Raw genomic sequence first — 22,682 nt, 5'->3', positions numbered from 1 at the left:
CACCGGCGAAGTGTACGTGCTGTCGAAGGACGAAGGTGGTCGTCACACCCCGTTCTTCAACAACTACCGTCCGCAGTTCTACTTCCGCACCACCGACGTGACCGGCTCGATCGTTCTGCCGGCCGACAAAGAAATGGTGATGCCGGGCGATAACGTGTCGATCACCGTCAAGCTGATCGCCCCGATCGCGATGGAAGAAGGTCTGCGCTTCGCAATCCGCGAAGGCGGCCGTACCGTCGGCGCCGGCGTGGTTGCCAAGATCATCGCCTAAGTAACGTAGTACCTCCGGGAGGAACGTTTCTGTTCCTCCCAACAACAGAGTGTTGCGCGGTGCGTCCGCACCGCGTATAATACTCGATTCAGCTAGAAGTTTATGTAGGGGAGTAGCTCAATTGGCAGAGCGTCGGTCTCCAAAACCGAAGGTCGCGGGTTCGATTCCCTCCTCCCCTGCCACCGAATTCGGTGCTCAGCACCCGAAAGTAAATTAAGTATGTCTAATCAATCCGTGCAAACCGTCAGCACCTCGAACGACAAGTTCAAGGTTGCGCTGGCAGCGATTGCTACGATTGCAGGCGTGGTTGGCTTTTTCATTCTGAAAGGCCAGAACAAACCAGCTCTGGTGTGCGCAGGCGCACTCGTGGCTGGTTTGGTCGTTGCCGTCCTGCTGTTGTGGACTTCCGCTACCGGGCGCGACTTCCTGGGCTTCGCAAAAGAAGCCGTGCGCGAGACGAAGAAGGTTGTTTGGCCCACGCGCAAGGAAGCGACCCAGATCACCATGGTGGTCTTCGGCTTCGTCCTCGTGATGGCGATTTTCCTGTGGGGCACGGATAAGATTCTCGAATTCCTGATGTACGACGTGATCCTGGGGTGGAAACAATAATGAGCGAAAACGTACAAGATAACGTGCCGGGCGACGCCCCGGCACAAGACGCTGGTGCGCCGCTGAGTACTCCGGTCAGCAACAAGCGCTGGTACGTCGTGCATGTCTATTCCGGCATGGAAAAGAGCGTGATGCGCGGCCTGACCGAGCGCATCGAACGCGGCGGCATGCAAGAACAGTTCGGCCGCATCCTGGTCCCGACCGAAGAAGTGGTCGAGGTCAAGAACGGCAGCAAATCGGTGTCCGAGCGCCGCTTCTTCCCGGGTTATGTGCTGGTCGAGATGGAAATGACCGACGAGTCCTGGCACCTCGTGAAGAACACGCCGAAAGTCACCGGCTTCATCGGCGGCAAGAGCAACAAGCCGACCCCGATCCCGGCCCGCGAAATCGACAAGATCATGCAGCAGGTCCAGGAAGGCGTCGAGAAGCCGAGGCCCAAAGTGCTGTACGAAGTGGGCGAGCAGGTGCGGATCAAGGAAGGCCCGTTCACCGACTTCAACGGCAACGTCGAAGAAGTCAACTACGAAAAATCGAAGGTGCGTGTCACTGTCACCATCTTCGGCCGCGCAACTCCGGTGGAACTGGAGTTCGGGCAGGTAGAAAAAGTCTAACAGCGCTTAATCGGAGCGTCGCAGCAGCAAGGCGGAATCCGGTAAGAGGAGCCCCGCCGGATAAGTAGTAGCGGTGGGGCGCTACTACTCAATCGAGATTAGGAGCCATCATGGCAAAGAAAATCATCGGTTTTATCAAGCTGCAAGTGCCGGCTGGTAAAGCAAACCCCTCCCCCCCGATCGGTCCGGCCCTGGGCCAGCGCGGTCTGAACATCATGGAATTCTGCAAGGCCTTCAATGCCAAGACCCAAGGCATGGAACCGGGCATGCCGATTCCGGTGGTGATCACCGCCTTCGCGGACAAGTCCTTCACCTTCGAGATGAAGACCCCGCCGGCGACCTACCTGATCAAGAAGCTGTCGGGCGTCACCAAGGGTTCGGCCAAGCCGCACACCGACAAGGTCGGCACCCTGACCCGTGCCCAGGCTGAAGAAATCGCAAAAACCAAACAGCCGGACCTGACCGCTGCCGACCTGGACGCCGCTGTGCGCGTCATCGCCGGCTCGGCACGTTCGATGGGCATCACGGTGGAGGGTATCTAAATGGCTAAGCTGTCCAAGCGCGTCAAAGAAATGAAAGCCAAAGTGGATCGTAACAAGGTCTACGCTTTCGACAACGCAGTCGCAATCGTCAAAGAATTCGCTACCGCCAAGTTCAACGAGTCGATCGACGTCGCCGTCCAGCTGGGCGTGGACCCGAAGAAGTCGGACCAGGTCGTTCGCGGTTCCGTCGTTCTGCCGGCAGGTACCGGCAAGACCGTCCGCGTCGCTGTGTTCGCACAGGGCGACAAGGCCGAGCAGGCTAAAGCCGCCGGCGCCGACATCGTCGGTATGGAAGACCTGGCAGAGCGCGTGAAGGCCGGCGACATGCCGTTCGACATCGTGATCGCTTCGCCGGACACCATGCGTATCGTCGGTACCCTGGGTCAGATCCTGGGCCCGCGCGGCCTGATGCCGAACCCGAAGGTCGGCACCGTGACCCCGGACGTCGCCACCGCCGTCAAGAACGCCAAGGCCGGTCAGGTTCAGTACCGTACCGACAAGGCTGGTATCGTTCACGCCACCATCGGCCGCAAGTCGTTCTCGGACGAACAGCTGAAGACCAACCTGGTCGCGCTGATCGACGCCCTGAACAAGGCCAAGCCGGCATCGTCGAAAGGCGTGTACCTGCGCAAGGTTGCTCTGTCGTCGACCATGGGCGCTGGCGTCCGCGTCGACCAGGGCACCCTGGCTGCCTAAGAAATAACGGAGCGTTAGCGCTCTTCGACGAAGCCAGGTTGACTGGCTTCTTCGACGAAGCCAGGTTGACTGGCTTCGTCGTCCCCGCGAAGGCGGGGATCCAAGTTTTAGACCCTGTAGTCGTTATGCGGGGCAGATCTTTGGGCTGGCGGGGCAACCCGCCAGGCAATCAAAGACCGTTGGGCCGAAAGCAGAGCAAGTTTTAGCACTGGCCGGAGGTTAATAAAGCAAACCCAACGCAGATGGCGAACCCGAACAAGTTTTGTAGTCGATGCTTTGTCGTACTTCTTAACTTCGGACGCCGTGTTCGAACCGATGCGGGGGATGTCCCTCACATCATTTAAGGAGATTGACCGTGGGTCTTAATCTGAATGACAAAAAGGTCGTCGTCGAAGAAGTTAGCGCAAAAGTAGCAACCGCGCAAACCATCGTCGTCGCCGAGTACCGTGGCATCCAGGTTAGTGCTCTGACGAAACTCCGTGCAAATGCTCGTTCGCAGGGTGTGTACCTGCGTGTTCTGAAGAACACGCTGGCACGTCGCGCTGTGGAAGGCACCCAGTTCGCCTCCCTGGCTGACACCATGGTTGGTCCGCTGATCTACTCGATCTCGGACGACGCCGTGGCAGCAGCCAAGGTCATCAGCGACTTCTCGAAGACCAACGACAAACTGGTGGTCAAGGGCGGTAACTACGCTGGTAAGAACCTGGATGTCGCTGGCGTCAACGCGCTGGCAAGCATCCCGAGCCGTGAAGTCCTCATCGCCCAGCTGCTGGGTGTCATGCAGGCTCCGGTTTCCGGCTTTGCACGAGTTCTGGCTGCCGTGGCAGCACAAAAAGGCGAAGGCGCCGCTCCGGCAGAAGCCGCAGCGGAACCGGCAGCGGCTGAATAAGCCCTGGCCTTTTTGCTCAAGTACTAATCACACATCAAATATTTGGAGTTTCAAATGGCAATTAGCAAAGAAGAGTTCCTGGACGCAGTTGGCGCAATGTCGGTCATGGAACTGAACGACCTGGTCAAGGCTTTCGAAGAGAAGTTCGGCGTGTCGGCAGCTGCAATGGCAGCCCCGGCAGCTGGCGGTGCCGCTGGCGGCGCAGCTGCTGCTGCTGAAGAGCAGACCGAATTCAACGTCGTGCTGGCTGAAGTCGGCGCGAACAAGGTCGGCGTCATCAAGGCCGTCCGCGAAATCACCGGTCTGGGCCTGAAAGAAGCCAAGGACCTGGTCGACGGCGCACCGAAGACCGTCAAGGAAGCCCTGCCGAAAGCTGACGCTGAAGCCGCCAAGAAGAAGCTGGAAGAAGCTGGCGCCAAGGCCGAGCTCAAGTAATACATATGCAAAGGGCGCTGGCAACGGCGCCCCGAGCCGGAGTCAAAGCTTGCAGACCCCCGCCGGAAGGTAGGGTATGCGGCTTTGGCTCTTTTGTCGTCCCTGCAGCACTTGTAATACCCCGGCGGGGCCGGCAGCACAGCAGTAATCAGCAGTAATCGTATCACAGCAGTACCGGCTGTCCCTTAATACCTGGCGGACCGCGACGAGTTTTGAGGCCTTGCATGTGGTGCGTCGACCACTGGCAATTCCTGAAGTCTCATCCCTTTCTGTCACTCACGGAGTGTCCATGCACTACTCATTTACTGAGAAGAAACGCATTCGCAAGTCGTTCGCGAAGCGCGCCAACGTTCACAACGTTCCCTACCTCCTGGCTACGCAGCTGGAGTCCTACGAGAATTTCCTGCAGGCGGACGCTGGTCCCTCCGCACGCAAGAACGAAGGCCTGCAGTCGGCTTTCAGCTCCATTTTCCCGATCGTGTCGCACAACGGTTTTGCGCGCCTCGAGTTCCTCTCATACGTGCTGGGTGACCCCGCTTTCGACGTCAAGGAATGCCAACAACGCGGTCTGACCTTTGCGTCGCCGCTGCGCGCCAAGGTGCGTCTGGTGATCCTGGACAAGGAATCGCCGACCAAGCCGGTCGTGAAAGAGATGAAGGAACAGGAAGTGTACATGGGCGAACTGCCGCTCATGACCGCCAACGGCTCGTTCGTCATCAACGGCACCGAGCGCGTGATCGTCTCGCAGCTGCACCGCTCGCCGGGCGTGTTCTTCGAGCACGACCGCGGCAAGACCCATTCGTCGGGCAAGCTGCTGTTCTCGGCACGTATCATTCCTTACCGCGGCTCCTGGCTGGACTTCGAGTTCGACCCGAAGGACATCCTGTTCTTCCGCGTCGACCGCCGCCGCAAGATGCCGGTGACGATCCTGCTGAAAGCCATCGGCATGACGCCGGAGCAGATCCTCGCCAACTTCTTCGTGTTCGACAACTTCAATCTGCGCTCGGAAGGCGCGGAACTGGAATTCGTGGCCGAGCGCCTGCGCGGCGAAGTCGCGCGCTTCGACATCGTCGATCCGAAGACCGGCAAGACCCTGGTGCAGAAAGACAAGCGCATCAACGCCAAGCACGTGCGCGACATCGAAGCCGCCGGCATCACCTATATCTCGGTGCCGGAAGACTACCTGGTCGGCCGCGTGCTGGCCAATAACGTGGTCGACGGCGAAACCGGCGAGATCATCGCCAACGCCAACGACGAGCTGACCGACGAGCTGCTGGGCAAGCTGCGCGACGCCAACATCGCGTCGATCCAGACCCTGTACACCAACGACCTGGACCAGGGCGCCTACATCTCGCAGACCCTGCGCACCGACGACACCGCCGACCAGACCGCCGCACGCGTGGCGATCTACCGCATGATGCGTCCTGGCGAACCGCCGACCGAAGAGTCGGTGGAAGCCCTGTTCAACGGCCTGTTCTACAGCCCGGAACGTTACGACCTGTCGGCCGTCGGCCGCATGAAGTTCAACCGCCGTATCGGCCGTGACGAACTGGTCGGCGACATGACCCTGTCGAACGAAGACATCCTGGCCGTGATCAAGATCCTGGTCGAGCTGCGCAATGGCCGCGGCGAAGTCGACGACATCGACCACCTGGGTAACCGCCGCGTGCGTTGCGTGGGCGAACTGGCCGAAAACCAGTTCCGCGCCGGTCTCGTCCGCGTCGAGCGCGCCGTCAAGGAGCGCCTGGGCCAGGCCGAAGCCGACAACCTGATGCCGCACGACCTGATCAACAGCAAGCCGATCTCGGCCGCGATCCGCGAGTTCTTCGGTTCGTCGCAGCTGTCGCAGTTCATGGACCAGACCAACCCGCTGTCGGAAATCACGCACAAGCGCCGTGTTTCCGCACTGGGCCCGGGCGGCCTGACCCGCGAACGCGCCGGCTTCGAAGTGCGCGACGTGCACCCGACCCACTACGGCCGCGTGTGCCCGATCGAAACGCCTGAAGGCCCGAACATCGGCCTGATCAACTCGCTGGCACTGTATGCCCGCCTGAACGAATACGGCTTCCTGGAAACCCCGTACCGCAAGGTCGAAGGTTCGAAAGTCACCGACAAGATCGAATACCTGTCGGCGATCGAAGAAGGCCGCTACATCATCGCCCAGGCAAACGCCGCGATCAATGCCGAAGGCCAGCTGGTCGACGAACTGGTGTCGGCACGTGAAGCCGGCGAAACCATCCTGGTCTCGCCGGAACGCATCCAGTACATGGACGTGGCCCCGGGCCAGGTCGTGTCGGTGGCAGCTTCGCTGATTCCGTTCCTCGAGCACGATGACGCGAACCGTGCACTGATGGGCGCCAACATGCAGCGCCAGGCCGTGCCTTGCCTGCGTCCGGAAAAAGCCTTCGTCGGTACCGGCATCGAGCGCACCGTGGCGGTCGACTCGGGCACCACCGTGCAGGCAACCCGTGGCGGCCTGGTCGACTACGTCGACGCCGGTCGTGTGGTGATCCGCGTGAACGACGACGAGGCGCAAGCCGGCGAAGTCGGTGTGGACATCTACAACCTGATCAAGTACACCCGTTCGAACCAGAACACCAACATCAACCAGCGTCCGATCGTGAAAGTGGGCGATCGCGTGGCACGCGGCGACGTCATCGCCGACGGCGCTTCGACCGACCTGGGCGAACTGGCACTGGGCCAGAACATGCTGGTGGCGTTCATGCCGTGGAACGGCCTGAACTTCGAGGACTCGATCCTCATTTCGGAGAACGTCGTCAAGGACGACCGCTACACCTCGATCCACATCGAGGAACTGTCGGTGGTTGCCCGCGACACCAAGCTGGGCCCTGAAGAAATCACCCGCGACATCTCGAACCTGGCTGAGAACCAGCTGGCGCGTCTGGATGAATCCGGCATCGTCTACATCGGCGCCGAAGTGCAGGCCGGCGACGTGCTGGTCGGTAAGGTGACCCCGAAAGGCGAAACCCAGCTGACTCCGGAAGAGAAGCTGCTGCGCGCGATCTTCGGCGAAAAGGCGTCCGACGTGAAGGACACCTCGCTGCGCGTGCCGTCGGGCATGGTCGGTACCGTGATCGACGTGCAAGTCTTCACCCGTGAAGGCATCGTCCGCGACAAGCGCGCCCAGCAGATCATCGACGACGAGCTGAAGCGCTTCCGCCTGGACCTGAACGACCAGCTGCGTATCGTGGAAGGCGACGCCTTCCAGCGTCTGGAACGTCTGCTGGTCGGCAAGACCGTCAACGGCGGTCCGAAGAAGCTGGCCAAGGGCGCCGTGATCAGCAAGGAATACCTGGCCGATCTGGACAAGTTCCACTGGTTCGACATCCGTCCGGCCGACGACGAAACCGCCAACGCACTGGAGGCGATGAAGGAGTCGATCAACGAGAAGCGTCACCAGTTCGACCTGGCCTTCGAAGAGAAGCGCAAGAAGCTGACCCAGGGCGACGAGCTGCAGCCTGGCGTGCAGAAGATGGTCAAGGTCTACCTGGCCGTCAAGCGCCGCCTGCAGTCGGGCGACAAGATGGCAGGCCGTCACGGTAACAAGGGTGTGGTCTCGCGTATCGTTCCGGTGGAAGACATGCCGTTCATGGCTGACGGTACCCCGGCCGACGTCGTGCTGAACCCGCTGGGCGTTCCGTCGCGTATGAACGTCGGCCAGATCCTGGAAACCCACCTCGGTTGGGCAGCGAAGGGTCTGGGCCTGCGCCTGGGCGAAATGATCAAGGCCAAGGCGGAAACCGAGAAGCTGCGCGCTTTCCTGGGCAAGATCTACAACGAAACCGGCAAGAAGGAAGACCTGGACAGCTTCAGCGACGAGGAAATCGTCACGCTGGCGAACAACCTCAAGAACGGCGTGCCGTTCGCGACCCCGGTGTTCGACGGTGCGCACGAAGAAGAAATCCGCCGCATGCTGGACCTGGCTTTCCCGGACGAGATCGCGGCGCACCTGGGCATGACCCCGTCGAAGAACCAGGTCACGATGTACGACGGCCGCACCGGCGAAGCGTTCGAGCGCAAGGTCACCGTCGGCTTCATGCACATGCTGAAGCTGCACCACCTGGTCGACGACAAGATGCACGCCCGTTCCACCGGCCCGTACTCGCTGGTGACCCAGCAGCCGCTGGGCGGTAAAGCCCAGTTCGGTGGCCAGCGCTTCGGTGAGATGGAGGTGTGGGCACTGGAAGCGTACGGCGCGTCGTACGTGCTGCAGGAAATGCTGACCGTGAAGTCGGACGACGTGAATGGCCGTACCAAGGTGTACGAGAACCTGGTCAAGGGCGACCACGTGATCGATGCAGGTATGCCGGAATCGTTCAACGTGCTGGTGAAAGAGATTCGTTCGCTGGGTATCGATATCGACCTGGAACGCAGCTAACAGCAGCATGCCGTCGCCCCCGCAAAGGCGGGGGCCCAAGTTTGCGGCTCAGCTACGAACTTGGGTTCCCGCCTTCGCGGGAACGACGAATTGAAGTAAAGAATTCAATCACCCGGAGTGATAAATGAAAGCACTGCTCGATCTATTCAAGCAAGTTCAGCAAAACGAGAGCTTCGACGCCATCAAGATTGGCCTGGCGTCGCCCGAGAAAATCCGTTCGTGGTCGTACGGCGAAGTCAAGAAGCCGGAAACCATCAACTACCGTACGTTCAAGCCGGAGCGTGACGGCCTGTTCTGCGCCAAGATCTTTGGCCCGATCAAGGACTACGAGTGCCTGTGCGGCAAATACAAGCGCCTGAAGCACCGCGGCGTGATCTGCGAGAAGTGCGGCGTCGAAGTCACCCTGGCCAAGGTGCGCCGTGAGCGCATGGGCCACATCGAGCTGGCCTCGCCGGTCGCCCACATCTGGTTCCTGAAATCGCTGCCGTCGCGTCTGGGCATGGTCCTGGACATGACCCTGCGCGATATCGAACGCGTTCTGTACTTCGAAGCATACGTCGTGACCGATCCGGGCATGACCCCGCTGAAGAAGTGCCAGATCATGTCGGAAGACGACTACGCCGCCAAGTACGAAGAGTACGGCGACGACTTCACCGCGTTCATGGGCGCCGAAGGCATCCGTGAACTGCTGCGCTCGATCGACATCGACCGCGAAGCCGAAGCGCTGCGCGTCGAACTGAAAGAGTCGAAGTCGGAAGCGAAGATCAAGAAATACGCCAAGCGCCTGAAAGTGCTCGAGGCATTCCAGCGCTCGGGCATCAAGCCCGAGTGGATGATCATGGAAGTGCTCCCGGTTCTGCCGCCGGAGCTGCGTCCGCTCGTCCCGCTGGATGGTGGCCGTTTCGCGACCTCCGACCTGAACGACCTGTACCGCCGCGTCATCAACCGTAACAACCGTCTGAAGCGCCTGATGGAACTGCGCGCGCCGGAAATCATTACGCGTAACGAGAAGCGCATGCTGCAGGAAGCAGTGGACTCGCTGCTGGACAACGGCCGTCGCGGCAAGGCGATGACCGGCGCCAACAAGCGTCCGCTGAAGTCGCTGGCTGAAATGATCAAGGGTAAGGGCGGCCGCTTCCGTCAGAACCTGCTGGGCAAGCGCGTCGACTACTCGGGCCGTTCGGTCATCGTGGTGGGTCCGCAGCTGAAACTGCACCAGTGCGGCCTGCCGAAGCTGATGGCCCTCGAGCTGTTTAAACCTTTTATCTTCAACAAGCTGGAACTGATGGGTCTGGCTACGACCATCAAGGCCGCGAAGAAGCTGGTAGAGCAGCAAGAGCCAGTCGTGTGGGACATCCTCGAAGAAGTCATCAAGGAACACCCGGTCATGCTGAACCGTGCGCCGACCCTGCACCGTCTGGGCATCCAGGCGTTCGAGCCGGTGCTGATCGAAGGTAAGGCGATCCAGCTGCACCCGCTGGTCTGCGCGGCGTTCAACGCCGACTTCGACGGTGACCAGATGGCAGTCCACGTCCCGCTGTCGATCGAAGCGCAGATGGAAGCCCGCACCCTGATGCTGGCCTCGAACAACATCCTGTTCCCGTCGAACGGCGAACCGTCGATCGTGCCGTCCCAGGATATCGTGCTGGGTCTGTACTACGCGACCCGCGAGGCGATCAACGCCAAGGGCGAAGGCATGATGTTCCCGGACGTGTCGGAAGTCATCCGCGCGTACGACAACAAGGAAGTCGAGCTGGCGACCCGCATCACCGTGCGTATCGTCGAGTTCCCGAAGAACGAGCAGGGCGGTTTCGACCAGACCCTGACCCGCTACGAGACCACGGTCGGCCGTGCGATCCTGTCCGAGATCCTGCCGAAAGGCCTGCCGTTCTCGGTGCTGAACCGCGCGCTGAAGAAGAAGGAAATCTCGAAGCTGATCAACACTTCGTTCCGCAAGTGCGGCCTGCGCGCCACCGTCGTGTTTGCCGACAAGCTGATGCAGTCGGGCTTCCGCCTGGCGACCCGCGCCGGTATCTCGATCGCCGTGGACGACATGCTGATCCCGGACGTCAAGAAGACCATGATCGCGACCGCCGAAGCGGAAGTGAAGCAGATCGAGCAGCAGTACGCCTCGGGTCTGGTCACCGCCGGCGAGCGTTACAACAAGGTCGTCGACATCTGGGGCAAGACCTCGGACGAAGTCGGCAAGGCGATGATGGACCAGCTGAAAGTGGAACCGGTCGTCAAGCGCGACGGCACCCACGGCACCCAGGAATCGTTCAACGCGATTTACATGATGGCCGACTCGGGCGCCCGTGGTTCGGCAGCCCAGATCCGCCAGCTGGCCGGTATGCGAGGCCTGATGGCCAAGCCGGACGGCTCGATTATCGAGACGCCGATTACCGCGAACTTCCGCGAAGGCCTGAACGTTCTGCAGTACTTCATCTCGACGCACGGCGCCCGTAAAGGTCTGGCCGACACCGCGCTGAAGACCGCGAACTCGGGTTACCTGACCCGCCGCCTGGTCGACGTGACCCAGGACCTGGTGGTGATCGAGGACGATTGCGGCACCACCAACGGCACGCACATGAAGGCGATGGTCGAAGGCGGTGAAGTCATCGAGCCGCTGCGCGACCGTATCCTCGGCCGTGTGGCAGGTACCGACATCGTCAATCCGGAAACGCAAGAGACCCTGTTCGAAGCCGGCACGCTGCTGGACGAAGACATGGTCGAAGAGATCGAGCGCGTCGGTATCGACGAAGTCAAGGTCCGCACCCCGCTGAACTGCGACACCCGTTATGGCCTGTGCGCGAAGTGCTACGGCCGCGACCTGGGCCGCGGCATGCTGGTGAACAGCGGCGAAGCCGTCGGCGTGGTTGCTGCGCAGTCGATCGGTGAGCCGGGTACCCAGCTGACCATGCGTACCTTCCACATCGGTGGTGCGGCATCGCGTGCGGCGGTGGCATCGTCGGTCGAAGCCAAGTCGAACGGCACGGTCCGCTTCACCGCGACCATGCGTTACGTCACCAACGGCAAGGGCGCGCAGATCGTCATCTCGCGTTCGGGCGAAGTGCTGATCACCGACGACCACGGCCGTGAGCGCGAGCGTCACAAGGTGCCGTACGGCGCGACCCTGACCGTCCATGACGGCATGGTGGTGAAGGCCGGCGTGGCGCTGGCAACCTGGGATCCGCTGACCCGTCCGATCATCACGGAATACGGCGGCACGATCAAGTTCGAAAACGTGGAAGAGGGCGTCACCGTCGCTCGCCAGGTGGACGAAGTGACCGGCCTGTCGACCCTGGTGGCGATCGATCCGAAGCGCCGCGGTTCGGGCAAGACCCTGCGTCCGCAGGTCAAGCTGCTGAACGAAGAAGGCCAGGAAGTCAAGATCGCCGGCACCGAGCACGCCGTGACGATCGGCTTCCAGGTCGGCGCGCTGATCATGGTGAAGGACGGCCAGCAGGCGTCGGTGGGTGAAGTGCTTGCACGTATCCCGACCGAGTCGCAGAAGACCCGTGACATTACCGGTGGTCTGCCGCGCGTTGCCGAGCTGTTCGAAGCCCGTTCGCCGAAAGATGCCGGCATGCTGGCGGAAGTCACCGGTACGGTCGCCTTCGGTAAGGAAACCAAGGGCAAGCAGCGCCTGGAAATCACCGACATGGACGGCAACAAGCACGAGTTCCTGATCACCAAGGACAAGCAAGTGCTGGTGCACGACGGCCAGGTGGTGAACAAGGGCGAGATGATCGTGGACGGCCCGGCCGATCCGCAAGACATCCTGCGCCTGCTGGGTATCGAAGCGCTGGCCCGCTACATCGTCGACGAAGTGCAGGACGTGTACCGTCTGCAGGGCGTGAAGATCAACGACAAGCACATCGAGGTGATCGTTCGCCAGATGCTGCGCCGTGTCCAGATCGTCGAAGCCGGCGACACCGACTACATCGTCGGCGAGCAGGTGGAGCGTTCGGAACTGCTGGAAGCGAACGACCGCATCGAAGCCGCGGGCAAGCTGCCGGCGACTTACGAAAACGTGCTGCTGGGTATTACCAAGGCATCGCTGTCGACCGACTCCTTCATCTCGGCCGCCTCGTTCCAGGAAACCACCCGCGTGCTGACCGAAGCGGCGATCATGGGCAAGCGCGACGGTCTGCGCGGCCTGAAGGAAAACGTGATCGTCGGCCGCCTGATCCCTGGCGGTACCGGCCTGGCCTTCCACCGCGCCCGCAAGGAAAAAGAGGCGTGGGAAGCGGAAGAGCGCCAGCAGCTGCTGCAGCAGGAGAAGGCCAATATGGCTGCCGAGCTGCAGGCGATGGAAGACCAGCAGAATGCTGCGGCTTCGATCGAGCAGCATCATGGCGACGGCGAGTAATCCACTGCGCTTCAGCTTCTAGCCGCTGATAACGGCTAGGCAAGAACGGCACCTTCGGGTGCCGTTTTTTTCGCCTGTCCGAAATGTCAATTCGCCGTGCATACCTCATGCATATGTTGTACATATGCCACCTTGTCTAGACATTTGCATTGACACAACATTACCAAATGTTAATACTCGTGAAGTTTTCAGAATGAAAATTTTTGTCAAGGGCTGATACAAGTTTTCGTGTGTAAAGTTATGTAAAGAGAACCTGCCGGGAAGACTTGTCGTTTGCTGATGTATCTGTTGTCCAGTTGTCTTAATACATAGGGAGAGATATGTTGCATAAAGAAAAACAAGTGTCGAGAGTGTCCGTGCTACGCCGGTCCGCAGTGTCGCTGGCAGTCGGTATGTGCTTCATCGGCGCAGCATGGGCTGCCGAAACTGGCGGCCTGCGTATTTCGATTACCGGAGCGGGTGGCAAGCCTGTCGCTGGCGCGACGGTGAAGATCAGCTCGCCAAGCAGCCTGGTGACCAAGACGGTCGTGACCGAGGCGGACGGTTCGGTCCGCGTCGCCGGCCTGGACCCGGCAACCGACTACAAGATCGAAGTGGTGGCGCCTGGCTATTCGGCCTTCAATGCCACCGGCGTGGCGGTGGTCAGCGGCTCGAACCCCAGCGTCAGCTACAACCTGGCAGACGCCGGCACCGGCGCGGGTGCGCAACAGGTGGTCGTCACCGGTTCGCGCCTGGCACAGGTGGACACCACCTCCGCCACCGTCGGCACCATCCTGAACCTCGCCGTCGTGGAAGCGCTCCCGACCACCCGTAGCTACCAGGGCTATCTGCAGCTGGTGCCGGGCGTGAAACCTTCCGCCGGCGGCAACCCGTCCTCGAAATCCGGCGTCAACTACGCGGACATCGGCGGCGCCACCGGCACGTCCTCGGACAACGTCTACATCCTCGACGGCGTCGACGTCACCGATCCGCTGACCGGCACCTTCGGTTCGAACATCAACTCCGAGATCATCCAGGAACAGCAGATCCTCACCGGCGGCATTCCGGCCGAGTACGCAGGCGGTGCGGGCCTGGTCTCGAAGGTGATCACCAAGTCGGGTGGTAACGAGTTCCACGGCTCGGTCAACTACTACTTCCAGAACGACAGGCTGGTCTCGAAGAACCAGCACAACACCAACTCCGGCTTCTCCACCTACGACACGGCCTTCACGCTCGGCGGCCCGATCATCAAGGACAAGCTGTGGTTCTTCACCTCGTACCAGAAGAAGGGCCGCGACACCGACGTGACCAACGCCTCGACCGGCGAATTCCTGCGCAAGGTGAAGCGCGACGACAAGCTGGGCTTCGCCAAGCTGACTTGGCAGGCGACCGACAACGACCGCCTGTCGTACAGCTTCTTCAACGACCCGACCAAGATCAGCGGTTCGACCACGCCGACCACCCTGAACAACCGCGACACGCGGCAGGAGCAGGGCGGCACCAACAACAAGGTCGAATACTCGCGCGACATGGAAAACCTGCGCGTGAACGCCTACGCCTTCAAGCACAAGGGCCAGCTGTCGACCTTCGCGGCCGACCAGTCGACCCTCAACAACGTTGCCTTCTTCAGGCCGACCACGACCCCGACCATCGCCGAGCGCAGCCTGGGTGGTGCCGGTTCGAACTCGGTCTCGTGGCGCAACCGCAAGGAATGGGGCCTCAACGCCGAGTACTTCCTCGAAACCGCCACCGCGGGTACCCACACCTTCAAGTCCGGCTTCGTGAATTCCACCGACTCCTACACCTCGGATGCCTACCGGACCGGCCCGGAGAACGCGAACTACACCTCCATCGCGGCAGCCAACGCCGGCGTCACCTTCGCCCAGCACGTCGGTTCCGGCTGGACGGGTTCGAAGAGCCTGGCCGCCGGCGATATCCCGCGTATCATCGACGCGATCAACGCCAGCCCGAACAAGACCTACTTCCTGGGCCTGCTCGACACCAACCACGACGGCGCCGTCACCGACCCCGAGATCCGCGCCTACAAGTTCGCCAGCACGGCCGGCAATCCGAACGGGCAGGTGAACGCCTATCGCATCTTCAACTCGCGCGTTGCGCCGTACACCGTGGAAGCGACCGGCAAAGCCTTCTACCTGCAGGATACGTGGACGAAGGACAGGCTGACGGTCAATGCCGGCGTGCGCACCGAAGAGTGGGTGCACCGCGATTCGGCCGGCAAGCAGACCGCCAAGTTCAAGTGGGAACTGGCGCCGCGCCTCTCGACCGTGTATGACCTGAACGGCGACGGCCGCAGCAAGGTCTGGGCATTCCTGGGCCGCTACTACGACCCGATCCGCAACAACATGTCCGACTTCGCCGGCAACGTGACCGGTCCGGTCCTGGATGAACAGGTCTACCTGGGCAACCAGTGGCTGACCTTCCGCCAGCGTGGCGGTTCGGATGCCGCGATCGCGCCGTCGACCAAGACCCCGTACACCGACGAGTTCATGCTCGGCTATGCCACCAACCTGGGCAAGGATTACACGCTGTCGGTCACCTACACCAAGCGCCGTACCCGCGACCTGCTCGAGGACTATGACCTGGCCCTGTACTCGGATCCGAGCCTCACCGCCGCCACCGCGCCGGAAGGTTCCGCCTACCCGGGTTCGGCTTACTATCTGCCGTACTCCTACTTCGGCTACTCCGCGGCACCGAAGACGAACTATGTGATCGGCACGCTGGCAGGTGGTAAGCGCGACTACCAGGGCATTGAAGTCAGCCTGAACAAGGCAAAGCGCGACAACTGGATGGGCCAGGTTTCGTACACCTACAACGACGCCAAGGGCAATACCAACTCCGACAGTACCGCCGACTTCCAGGGCGACTGGATCGCGCTCGATCCGCGCGCCCCGAACGCCTACGGTCCGCAGCCCGGCAACATCAAGCACCAGTTCAAGGGCTACGGCACCTACTTCTTCAACAACGGCCTCGAGCTGAGCGGCGTGTTCAACTGGAACAGCGGCGTCCTGTACAGCAAGACCCAGCTGGTCTCCAGCCGCTACCTGCCGGTCATGGACGATCCGTACGTGAATGGCGGCGTGCTCGATACGTGGATCACGCCGGGTTCGATCGGCGCCTTTACCGGCCCGTCGTACTACACCTTCGACGTGCGCCTGAAGTACCAGTACAGGTTCGCCGGCAGCCAGAAGGTCGAGTTCTTCCTCGACGTCTTCAACGTGCTGAACAAGCAGTCGGCCACCACGGCGATGCCGCTGGCAGCCGGCAACGGCGTCTACAAGTTCGGCGAGGCGAACGCGTGGAACGACCCGCGTCGTTTCTACTTCGGCGCACGCTACAGCTTCTAAGCTGACAACAACGGAAGTTTCTTAAGCTTTGCCGGCCTTCGCGAGGGGGCCGGTTTTTTTATGCACAAGGATGTTACTGTCGGGAGAAGCCAGCTCCGACGGAAAACCATGAACGAACACGCCGCACTGATCATCATCGACATGCAGAAGGGCATGCGCAGCCCGGCCCTGCCACCGAGGAACAACCCCCAGGCCGAAGACAACATCGCCCGCCTGCACGCCGCCTGGCGCGAATCCGGCCGTCCGGTCGTCAGCGTACGCCACATCAGCCGCTCGCCGGCCTCCGTGTTCGCGCCCGGGCAGGGCGGCGTCGAGTTCCAGGAGCGCTTCCTGCCGCTGCCGCACGAACACGTGGTCGAAAAGAACGTGCCCGATGCCTTCATCCACACCGGTCTCGAACGCTGGCTGCATGCGCGCGGTATCCGGCATCTGGTGATCGCCGGCGTCAGCACCAACAATTCGGTGGAGGCGAGCGCGCGCACGGCCGGCAACCTGGGCTTCGAGACGGTGGTCGTGGCGGATGCCTGCTTCGCCTTCGACAAGCAGGACTTCGGCGGCACCTGGCGCAGCGCCGAGGAGGTGCATCTGATGGCGCTGGCGAACCTGAATGGGGAGTATGCGCAGGTGCTCTCCACGGAAGAAGTCATCGCGCAACTGACGTCCTGAGCGTCAAAAAATCCAGTTTACAGGATTTATATTTCCTATATACTGGATTTCATGGACATCAACCACCTCATCGCCCAACGCCTGCGCGAACTGCGCGACGCGCGCGGACTGACGCTCGCGCTGCTTGCCGAACGCAGCGGCGTCAGCAAATCGACCATCTCGCTGATCGAACGCGGCGAGAGCAGCGCCACCGCCACCGTGCTGGACAAGCTCTCCGCCGCCCTCGGCGTCACGGTCGCCTCGCTGTTCGAGAAGCCGGCCGGCGATGCGCCGTCGCCGGTAGCGCGCCTCGAAGACCAGCCGGTATGGACCGATCCCGCCTCCGGCTACGTGCGGCGCAACCTGTCTCCCAGGATGTACTCGCCGGTCCAGCTGGTCGAGGTCAGCTTCCCGGCCGGCCAGCGCGTGGCTTATGAAACCAGCGCGCGCGACGTCGACGTCCACCAGCAGGTCTGGATCATCGAGGGCACGATGGAAGTCGGCGTCGGCGGCACCTCCTGGACCCTGAACGCGGGCGACTGCCTGGCCATGCGGCTCGACCAGCCGATCGCCTACCACAACCCGACCGGCAAACCGGCGCGCTATCTGGTCGCGCTGGTCTCGCAGGCGCACAAGCCACCGAGGAGGGAAGCATGACGAAGGTCCCGGGCATCCGCCAGCTGCGCGCCGATGAAGTCCTGAACCGCATCGGCCCGCTGGCCGACGTGCTGCTCGATTGCGTCGAAGGCGGCGCCTCGGTCAGCTTCATGCTGCCAATGGCGCGCGAGACGGCCTTGGATTTCTGGCGCAAGGTGGCCGACGGCGTCGCCCGCGGCGAGCGCACCCTGATCGTGGCCGAGGATGACGAGGGCATCGCCGGCACCGTCCAGCTGATCACGGACATGCCCGAGAACCAGCCGCACCGCGCCGACGTCGCCAAGCTGCTGGTGCACCGGCGCGCCCGCGGCGCCGGCATCGGCCGGAAGCTGATGGAAGCGGTGGAGGATGCGGCGCGCGGGCAGGGCAGGCGCGTGCTGGTGCTGGATACGGCCAGCAGCACCGCCGAAAGGCTGTACGGGCGCCTGGGCTGGCAGCGGGTGGGGGTGGTGCCGGATTATGCGCTCATGCCGGACGGCGCGCCGTGTGCGACGGTCTTCTACTACAAGCACGTCTGAGGCGCGCCGCCGGTTTCTCGCGTCCGCCCTCATGCATGGCAATGTCATACACTGTTTCCGCTTCACTTTCCCACACCTGAAAGGAGACGGTAATGAAGAACACGAATACCAGGACCGCCCTGCTGGCCTGCACCCTCGCCGCAACCGCCATCGGCTGCGCCAGCGCACAGACCTCCGTGCCGCCGACGGCGCCGACGCCGGCGTCCTCCGGCGACAAGCTGCAAGCCCCGATGACCTTGGTGACCGCCGGCGGCACCGGCAAGATGATCGGCACGGTGACGATCACGGAATCGCCGAACGGCCTGGTATTCACGCCGGCGCTGACCGACCTGCCGGCTGGCCCGCACGGCTATCACGTGCACGAAAACGGCAGCTGCGGCGTCAATGAAAAAGACGGGAAGAAGGTGGCGGCGGGCGCCGCCGGCGGACATTACGACCCGCACGGCAGCAAGCAGCACCTCGGCCCCACCGGCAACGGCCACCTGGGCGACCTGCCGCCGCTGGTGGTCGGCGGAGACGGCCGCGCCACCGTGTCGGTGACGGCGCCGCATCTCACCAGGCTGGCCGACGTCAAGGGCAAGGCGCTGATGATCCACGCGGGCGGCGACAACTATGCCGACAAGCCGCAGCCGCTGGGCGGCGGGGGCGAGCGCATCGCCTGCGGCGTCATCCAGTGAATCTCCGGCCACGGTAATGTAAAAATTGTTCATTACTTGTATGCATTGATTTAACAATGCCTGCTATGATGAGCCAGCGAGCCGACCCTCCGGCTCGGCTTTGCTGACGAATACCTATGTCCTGGCCTTTCGACCCTGCCGCATCCGGCGATACGTCGCCACCGAACGTGAGTGAGATGGAACTGCGGATGCGGCGCCATCCCTGGGAAAGCACACCCGTCGGCCCGGTCGCCTCCTGGCCTTTCAGCCTCAAGCTGTCGGTGCGCACCCTGCTCGACTGCCGGCTGCCGATGTGCCTGGCCTGGGGCGAAAGCCAGATCCAGTTCTTCAACGACGCCTACCTGCCTTCCCTCGGCAACAAGCAGGACACGGCCCTGGGCCAGGACGCGCGCGTCACCTGGGCCGACATCTGGCCGGTGATGGCCGAGCGCTGGGGGCGCGCCTGGCGCGGGGAGTCGATCGGCTCCGACAAGCTGGCCCTGACGGTCACCCGTTTCGGCTATCCCGAAACCTGCTGGTTCCATTATTCGTACAGCCCGGTCTACGACGATGCCGGCCGGGTCGGCGGCGTGCTGGCCGCCTTCGTCGAAACCACCGGCGGCGTGCGGGCCGAGCGCCGCCATGCCTTCCAGCTGGCGCTGGCCGACATCCTGCGCCGCGAAACCGAAACCGGTCCGCTGCTGCAGGCCGCCGCCCGCCAGGTGAGCGGCCACGCGGCCGGCGCGGTGACGATTTTCGCGACGGTCGACCATGCGGCGCAGGCGGCGGTGATCCGCGAGCAGTGGCGCAACGGCGCGCCGGACGGCGAGCCGGGACGCGCGGTGCCGCTCGGGATGCTCGCGTTCGGGCGCGAGGCCCAGCTGCTGCGCGGCGAGATCGTGTGCGTGCCGGACGTCGCCGCCGAGCCGGACATTGCCGGCCCTGAAGCCTGGCTGGCGCAGGGCATTGCCGCCGGCCTGGTGGTGCCGCTGATGGACGAAGGGCGCCTGCAAGCCGTGCTGGCGCTGCATGCGCCCACCGCACAGAGCTGGGAAACCGCCGACGTCGAGCTGATCGACGACAGCGCGCACCGGATCGCGGATGCCTTGCGCCGCATCCGGACCGAGCAGGCGCTGCGCGAAGAGAGCCGCCTGCTGGCGCTGATGAAGGACGCCACCGGGCAGCTGGCCTCGACCCTCGACCTCGAAACCCTGATGCAGGCGATTACCGACGCCGCCACCCAGCTGACCGGCGCCGAATTCGGCGCCTTCTTCCACAACGGCACCGACGGCAACGGCGACGCCTATCTGCTCTACACCCTGAGCGGAGCGCCGCGCGAGGCCTTCCAGAACTTCGGCCAGCCGCGTCCCACCAAGGTGTTCGGCCCGACCTTCTACGGCAGCGCGCCGATCCGCAGCGACGACATCACCAGGGATCCGCGCTACGGCTCGATGGGGCCGCACCACGGCATGCCGCCCGGCCACCTGCCGGTGCGCAGCTACCTGGCGGCGTCGGTGGTGTCGCGCTCGGGCGAGGTGATCGGCGGGCTGTTCTTCGGCCATTCGGCGCCGGGCATGTTCAGCGCGCGCACCGAGGAGCTGATCGGCACCTTCGCCGGCCAGGCCGCGATCGCGATCGACAACGCGCGCCTGTACGACATGGCGCAAAAGGCGGCCCAGGAGCGCGAAAGCCTGCTGGCCAGCGAGCGCGCCGCACGCGCCGAGGCCGAGCGCCACAACAAGATGAAGGACGAGTTCCTGGCGATGCTGGCGCACGAACTGCGCAATCCGCTGGCGCCGATCACCAACGCCGCCCAGCTGCTGCGCCTGCCGGAAGCGAACGAGGGCCTGCGCCTGAAGGCCAGCAACATCATCTCGCGCCAGGTGCGCCACATGAAGGAACTGGTCGACGACCTGCTGGACGTCTCGCGCGTGACCCGCGGCCTGGTCAAGCTGGAGAACGAGGTGCTCGACCTGAACAAGGTGGCGATGGCCGCCGTCGAACAGGCGCGCCCGCACATCGAGGAGCGCGGCCATGCGCTGACGGTCGACCTGCCGCCCGAGCAGGTGCCGGTCGAAGGCGACCGCACCCGCCTGATCCAGGTGCTGGTCAACCTGCTCAACAACTCGGCCAAGTACACGCCGGCCGGCGGCCGGATCACGCTGTCCGTCGCCGGCGCCGGGACCTCGGCCGAGGTGAGCGTGCGCGACAACGGCAGCGGCATCGACGCCCAGCTGCTGCCCCACATCTTCGACCTGTTCACCCAGGCCGACCGCGCGCCCGACCGCTCGCAGGGCGGTCTCGGCATCGGCCTGGCGCTGGTGAAGAGCATCGTGCGCATGCACAACGGCGCGGTGGCCGCCAGCAGCGACGGTCCCCAGCGCGGCACCACGATGACGGTCACGCTGCCCCTCGCGCAGACGCAGGCCGGCGAGACGCCGCGCGCGGGCGGCATCGCCGGCGAGACCCGGCCGCTCTCGGTCACCATCGTCGACGACAACCTGGACGCCGGCCACTCGCTGGCGGTGCTGCTGCGCGCCCACGGCCACCATGTGCAGGTCTACGAGGACGCCTCGACCACCTTGCGCGCGCCCGAAGTGGAGGGCACCGAAGTCTTCATCCTCGACATCGGCCTGCCCGACATGACCGGCTACGAACTGGCGCGCCGCCTGCGCCGCCGCCCCGGCCACGCCGGCGCGGTGTTCGTGGCGCTGACCGGCTACGGCCAGGAGCGCGACCGCGAACTTTCTCGCCAGGCCGGCTTCGACCACCACCTGGTCAAGCCGGTCGATATCGCCAAGCTGGGGCAGATCCTGGCGAACGTACCTGCCGTCGTTCCTGCTCCTTAAGCCGCCGTTCCCGCATCGAACCTCGTCGTCCCCGCGCAGGCGGGGACCCAAGTCGAGCCGGCGTCGCAGTAACGCATGCAAACCTGGGCCCCCGAGCGGGCCGGCCGTGGCATATTGACAATTAATTACCAACCGCTCAGTATTCGGTGATGTCCCGCAAAAAGAACAGCCGTCAGTGGGCCCGCCTGCGCATCCTGTGCCATGCGGGTCTCGACCTGATGACGATCGTCCCCGATGCCTTCGGGCTGGTGCGCGAGCTCATCCCGAATTCCTGCGCCCACCTGACGCTGCTTCCGCAGCTGCCCGCGCAGCCGGCGCCCGGCGCCGGCCAGGGCGATGCCGTCTTCGCCCAGGTGCTGCCGCCGCCGCAGGGCTATTTTTACAGCGACCATGCCGGCTTCGATGCGCCGTCCGCGCCGCCCGTCCACGTGCTGGAGGCGGCGCTGCAGGGCGGCGGGCGCAGGCGCGGCGAGATCGTCCTGTGGCGCGCCGAGGGACCGGCCTTCGACCATCATGACCGGGAAGACCTGCAGCGCGTCGCCGGCTATTTCGAGCATGCGCTGCGCAATGCGCCGGAACTGGGCGCCGGCGGCGCCGGCGTGGTCGAGGACGAAGCCATGCTGCTGGCTACCGGCGACGGCCAGATCCTGTATTTGAGCGACTCGGCCCGCGGCCTGCTGGACCAGCTGGCCGCGCAGGAGCGCCAGCGCTTCGACCGCCGCGCCGTGCCGCCGTTCTGCATGCGCCTGGTGGAGTCGGTGGTGCACGGCGACCGCTATCCCTGGCTGCTGCCGCTGGGAACCCTGGCGATGGCCGGCGGCATCCTCGAGGCGCGCGCCCAGTGGATGAGCGTGGGCGGCGCCGCGGCCCTGCACACGGGCGGCGATGCCGGCGCCGCCAGCCGCACGGTGGGCATCTTCATGAAGTTCGTGGTGCCGCTGCCGCTGCGGATCTGGCGCGCGATCGGTTCGGTGGAGCTGTCGCCGCAGCAGGCCGAGGTGGCGTTCTGGATGGGCGTCGGCGGCGGGCGCGAATCGGCGCGCGCGAATATGGAAGTCAGCGACGCCGTGCTGCGCGACTGCGTGAAGGCGGTCTACGAAAAATTCGGCTGTTCGTCCGAGGCCGGCCTCCTGGAACAGCTCCGCCCCGCCATCGCCCGCATGTAAGCCAGCTTTCGACAGCTGGCCCG

16 protein-coding genes and 1 tRNA gene are annotated in these 22,682 nt (G+C 63.5%); all 17 read left to right on the top strand.

The annotated features are described in order from the left end of the window. On the top strand, nucleotides 1–271 hold a 271-nt coding region (locus AC1DOQ_RS24430; RefSeq protein ID WP_477370148.1), incomplete at its 5' end, for an EF-Tu C-terminal domain-related protein. Nucleotides 272–377: 106 nt separating this feature from the next. Further along, a tRNA-Trp gene (locus tag AC1DOQ_RS24425) sits at nucleotides 378–453 on the top strand. A gap of 37 nt (nucleotides 454–490) precedes the next feature. Further along, on the top strand, nucleotides 491–880 hold the full coding sequence (gene secE / locus AC1DOQ_RS24420) for a preprotein translocase subunit SecE (protein ID WP_442124886.1): 390 nt from the start codon (nucleotides 491–493) through the stop codon (nucleotides 878–880). Next, nucleotides 880–1,491: a transcription termination/antitermination protein NusG gene (nusG, locus tag AC1DOQ_RS24415; RefSeq protein ID WP_442124885.1), complete on the top strand. Its 612-nt coding sequence runs from the start codon at nucleotides 880–882 to the stop codon at nucleotides 1,489–1,491. Before secE ends, nusG begins: the two co-directional genes overlap by 1 nt. 110 nt (nucleotides 1,492–1,601) lie before the next feature. Beyond that, nucleotides 1,602–2,033 (top strand): 50S ribosomal protein L11, encoded by a 432-nt coding sequence (gene rplK / locus AC1DOQ_RS24410; RefSeq protein WP_258846865.1) that lies wholly within the window; start codon nucleotides 1,602–1,604, stop codon nucleotides 2,031–2,033. Next, a complete protein-coding gene (rplA, locus tag AC1DOQ_RS24405) occupies nucleotides 2,034–2,729 on the top strand; it encodes a 50S ribosomal protein L1 (protein ID WP_442124884.1) in 696 nt (231 codons plus the stop codon). It begins immediately after the preceding gene. 355 nt (nucleotides 2,730–3,084) lie between these two features. Beyond that, a complete protein-coding gene (gene rplJ, locus AC1DOQ_RS24400) occupies nucleotides 3,085–3,618 on the top strand; it encodes a 50S ribosomal protein L10 (protein ID WP_477370145.1) in 534 nt (177 codons plus the stop codon). A gap of 54 nt (nucleotides 3,619–3,672) precedes the next feature. Beyond that, on the top strand, nucleotides 3,673–4,053 hold the full coding sequence (gene rplL / locus AC1DOQ_RS24395; protein WP_036239073.1) for a 50S ribosomal protein L7/L12: 381 nt from the start codon (nucleotides 3,673–3,675) through the stop codon (nucleotides 4,051–4,053). A gap of 289 nt (nucleotides 4,054–4,342) precedes the next feature. Then, nucleotides 4,343–8,452, top strand: a complete 4,110-nt coding sequence (gene rpoB / locus AC1DOQ_RS24390) for a DNA-directed RNA polymerase subunit beta (RefSeq protein ID WP_477370142.1) — start codon at nucleotides 4,343–4,345, stop codon at nucleotides 8,450–8,452. A 124-nt stretch (nucleotides 8,453–8,576) separates the two neighbouring features. After that, entirely contained in the window at nucleotides 8,577–12,824 is a 4,248-nt protein-coding gene (gene rpoC, locus AC1DOQ_RS24385; protein WP_477370139.1) for a DNA-directed RNA polymerase subunit beta', read from the top strand. Between the two features lie 320 nt (nucleotides 12,825–13,144). Continuing rightward, the gene (locus AC1DOQ_RS24380) at nucleotides 13,145–16,168 is read left to right on the top strand and encodes an outer membrane beta-barrel protein (protein WP_477370136.1); all 3,024 of its coding nucleotides are present in this window, start codon (nucleotides 13,145–13,147) and stop codon (nucleotides 16,166–16,168) included. Nucleotides 16,169–16,276: 108 nt separating this feature from the next. Further along, the gene (locus tag AC1DOQ_RS24375; RefSeq protein ID WP_477370133.1) at nucleotides 16,277–16,834 is read left to right on the top strand and encodes a cysteine hydrolase family protein; all 558 of its coding nucleotides are present in this window, start codon (nucleotides 16,277–16,279) and stop codon (nucleotides 16,832–16,834) included. Nucleotides 16,835–16,885: 51 nt separating this feature from the next. After that, complete coding sequence (locus AC1DOQ_RS24370) at nucleotides 16,886–17,470, top strand: helix-turn-helix domain-containing protein (protein WP_477370131.1); 585 nt, start codon at nucleotides 16,886–16,888, stop codon at nucleotides 17,468–17,470. Beyond that, on the top strand, nucleotides 17,467–17,988 hold the full coding sequence (locus AC1DOQ_RS24365) for an N-acetyltransferase family protein (RefSeq protein ID WP_477370128.1): 522 nt from the start codon (nucleotides 17,467–17,469) through the stop codon (nucleotides 17,986–17,988). The genes AC1DOQ_RS24370 and AC1DOQ_RS24365 overlap by 4 nt, the downstream gene beginning before the upstream one ends. A gap of 92 nt (nucleotides 17,989–18,080) precedes the next feature. After that, a complete protein-coding gene (sodC, locus tag AC1DOQ_RS24360) occupies nucleotides 18,081–18,665 on the top strand; it encodes a superoxide dismutase [Cu-Zn] SodC (RefSeq protein WP_477370125.1) in 585 nt (194 codons plus the stop codon). A gap of 176 nt (nucleotides 18,666–18,841) precedes the next feature. After that, nucleotides 18,842–21,493, top strand: a complete 2,652-nt coding sequence (locus AC1DOQ_RS24355) for a hybrid sensor histidine kinase/response regulator (protein WP_477370122.1) — start codon at nucleotides 18,842–18,844, stop codon at nucleotides 21,491–21,493. A gap of 149 nt (nucleotides 21,494–21,642) precedes the next feature. Further along, entirely contained in the window at nucleotides 21,643–22,659 is a 1,017-nt protein-coding gene (locus tag AC1DOQ_RS24350; RefSeq protein ID WP_477370118.1) for a helix-turn-helix transcriptional regulator, read from the top strand. Nucleotides 22,660–22,682: the final 23 nt, after the last annotated feature.

It is taken from the genome of Massilia sp. 01N417, assembly GCF_056399645.1.
Note: the sequence above shows the minus strand (reverse complement) of the source record. Positions and strands in the feature narration are given on the sequence as shown.

Bases quoted from the DNA above. Each gene is read 5' to 3' on its own strand.
- secE (WP_442124886.1), top strand. From the start codon at position 491: ATGTCTAATCAATCCGTGCAAACCGTCAGCACCTCGAACGACAAGTTC.
- nusG (WP_442124885.1), top strand. From the start codon at position 880: ATGAGCGAAAACGTACAAGATAACGTGCCGGGCGACGCCCCGGCACAA.
- rplK (WP_258846865.1), top strand. From the start codon at position 1,602: ATGGCAAAGAAAATCATCGGTTTTATCAAGCTGCAAGTGCCGGCTGGT.
- rplA (WP_442124884.1), top strand. From the start codon at position 2,034: ATGGCTAAGCTGTCCAAGCGCGTCAAAGAAATGAAAGCCAAAGTGGAT.
- rplL (WP_036239073.1), top strand. From the start codon at position 3,673: ATGGCAATTAGCAAAGAAGAGTTCCTGGACGCAGTTGGCGCAATGTCG.
- rpoB (WP_477370142.1), top strand. From the start codon at position 4,343: ATGCACTACTCATTTACTGAGAAGAAACGCATTCGCAAGTCGTTCGCG.
- rpoC (WP_477370139.1), top strand. From the start codon at position 8,577: ATGAAAGCACTGCTCGATCTATTCAAGCAAGTTCAGCAAAACGAGAGC.
- AC1DOQ_RS24380 (WP_477370136.1), top strand. From the start codon at position 13,145: ATGTTGCATAAAGAAAAACAAGTGTCGAGAGTGTCCGTGCTACGCCGG.
- AC1DOQ_RS24375 (WP_477370133.1), top strand. From the start codon at position 16,277: ATGAACGAACACGCCGCACTGATCATCATCGACATGCAGAAGGGCATG.
- AC1DOQ_RS24370 (WP_477370131.1), top strand. From the start codon at position 16,886: ATGGACATCAACCACCTCATCGCCCAACGCCTGCGCGAACTGCGCGAC.
- AC1DOQ_RS24365 (WP_477370128.1), top strand. From the start codon at position 17,467: ATGACGAAGGTCCCGGGCATCCGCCAGCTGCGCGCCGATGAAGTCCTG.
- sodC (WP_477370125.1), top strand. From the start codon at position 18,081: ATGAAGAACACGAATACCAGGACCGCCCTGCTGGCCTGCACCCTCGCC.
- AC1DOQ_RS24355 (WP_477370122.1), top strand. From the start codon at position 18,842: ATGGAACTGCGGATGCGGCGCCATCCCTGGGAAAGCACACCCGTCGGC.
- AC1DOQ_RS24350 (WP_477370118.1), top strand. From the start codon at position 21,643: ATGTCCCGCAAAAAGAACAGCCGTCAGTGGGCCCGCCTGCGCATCCTG.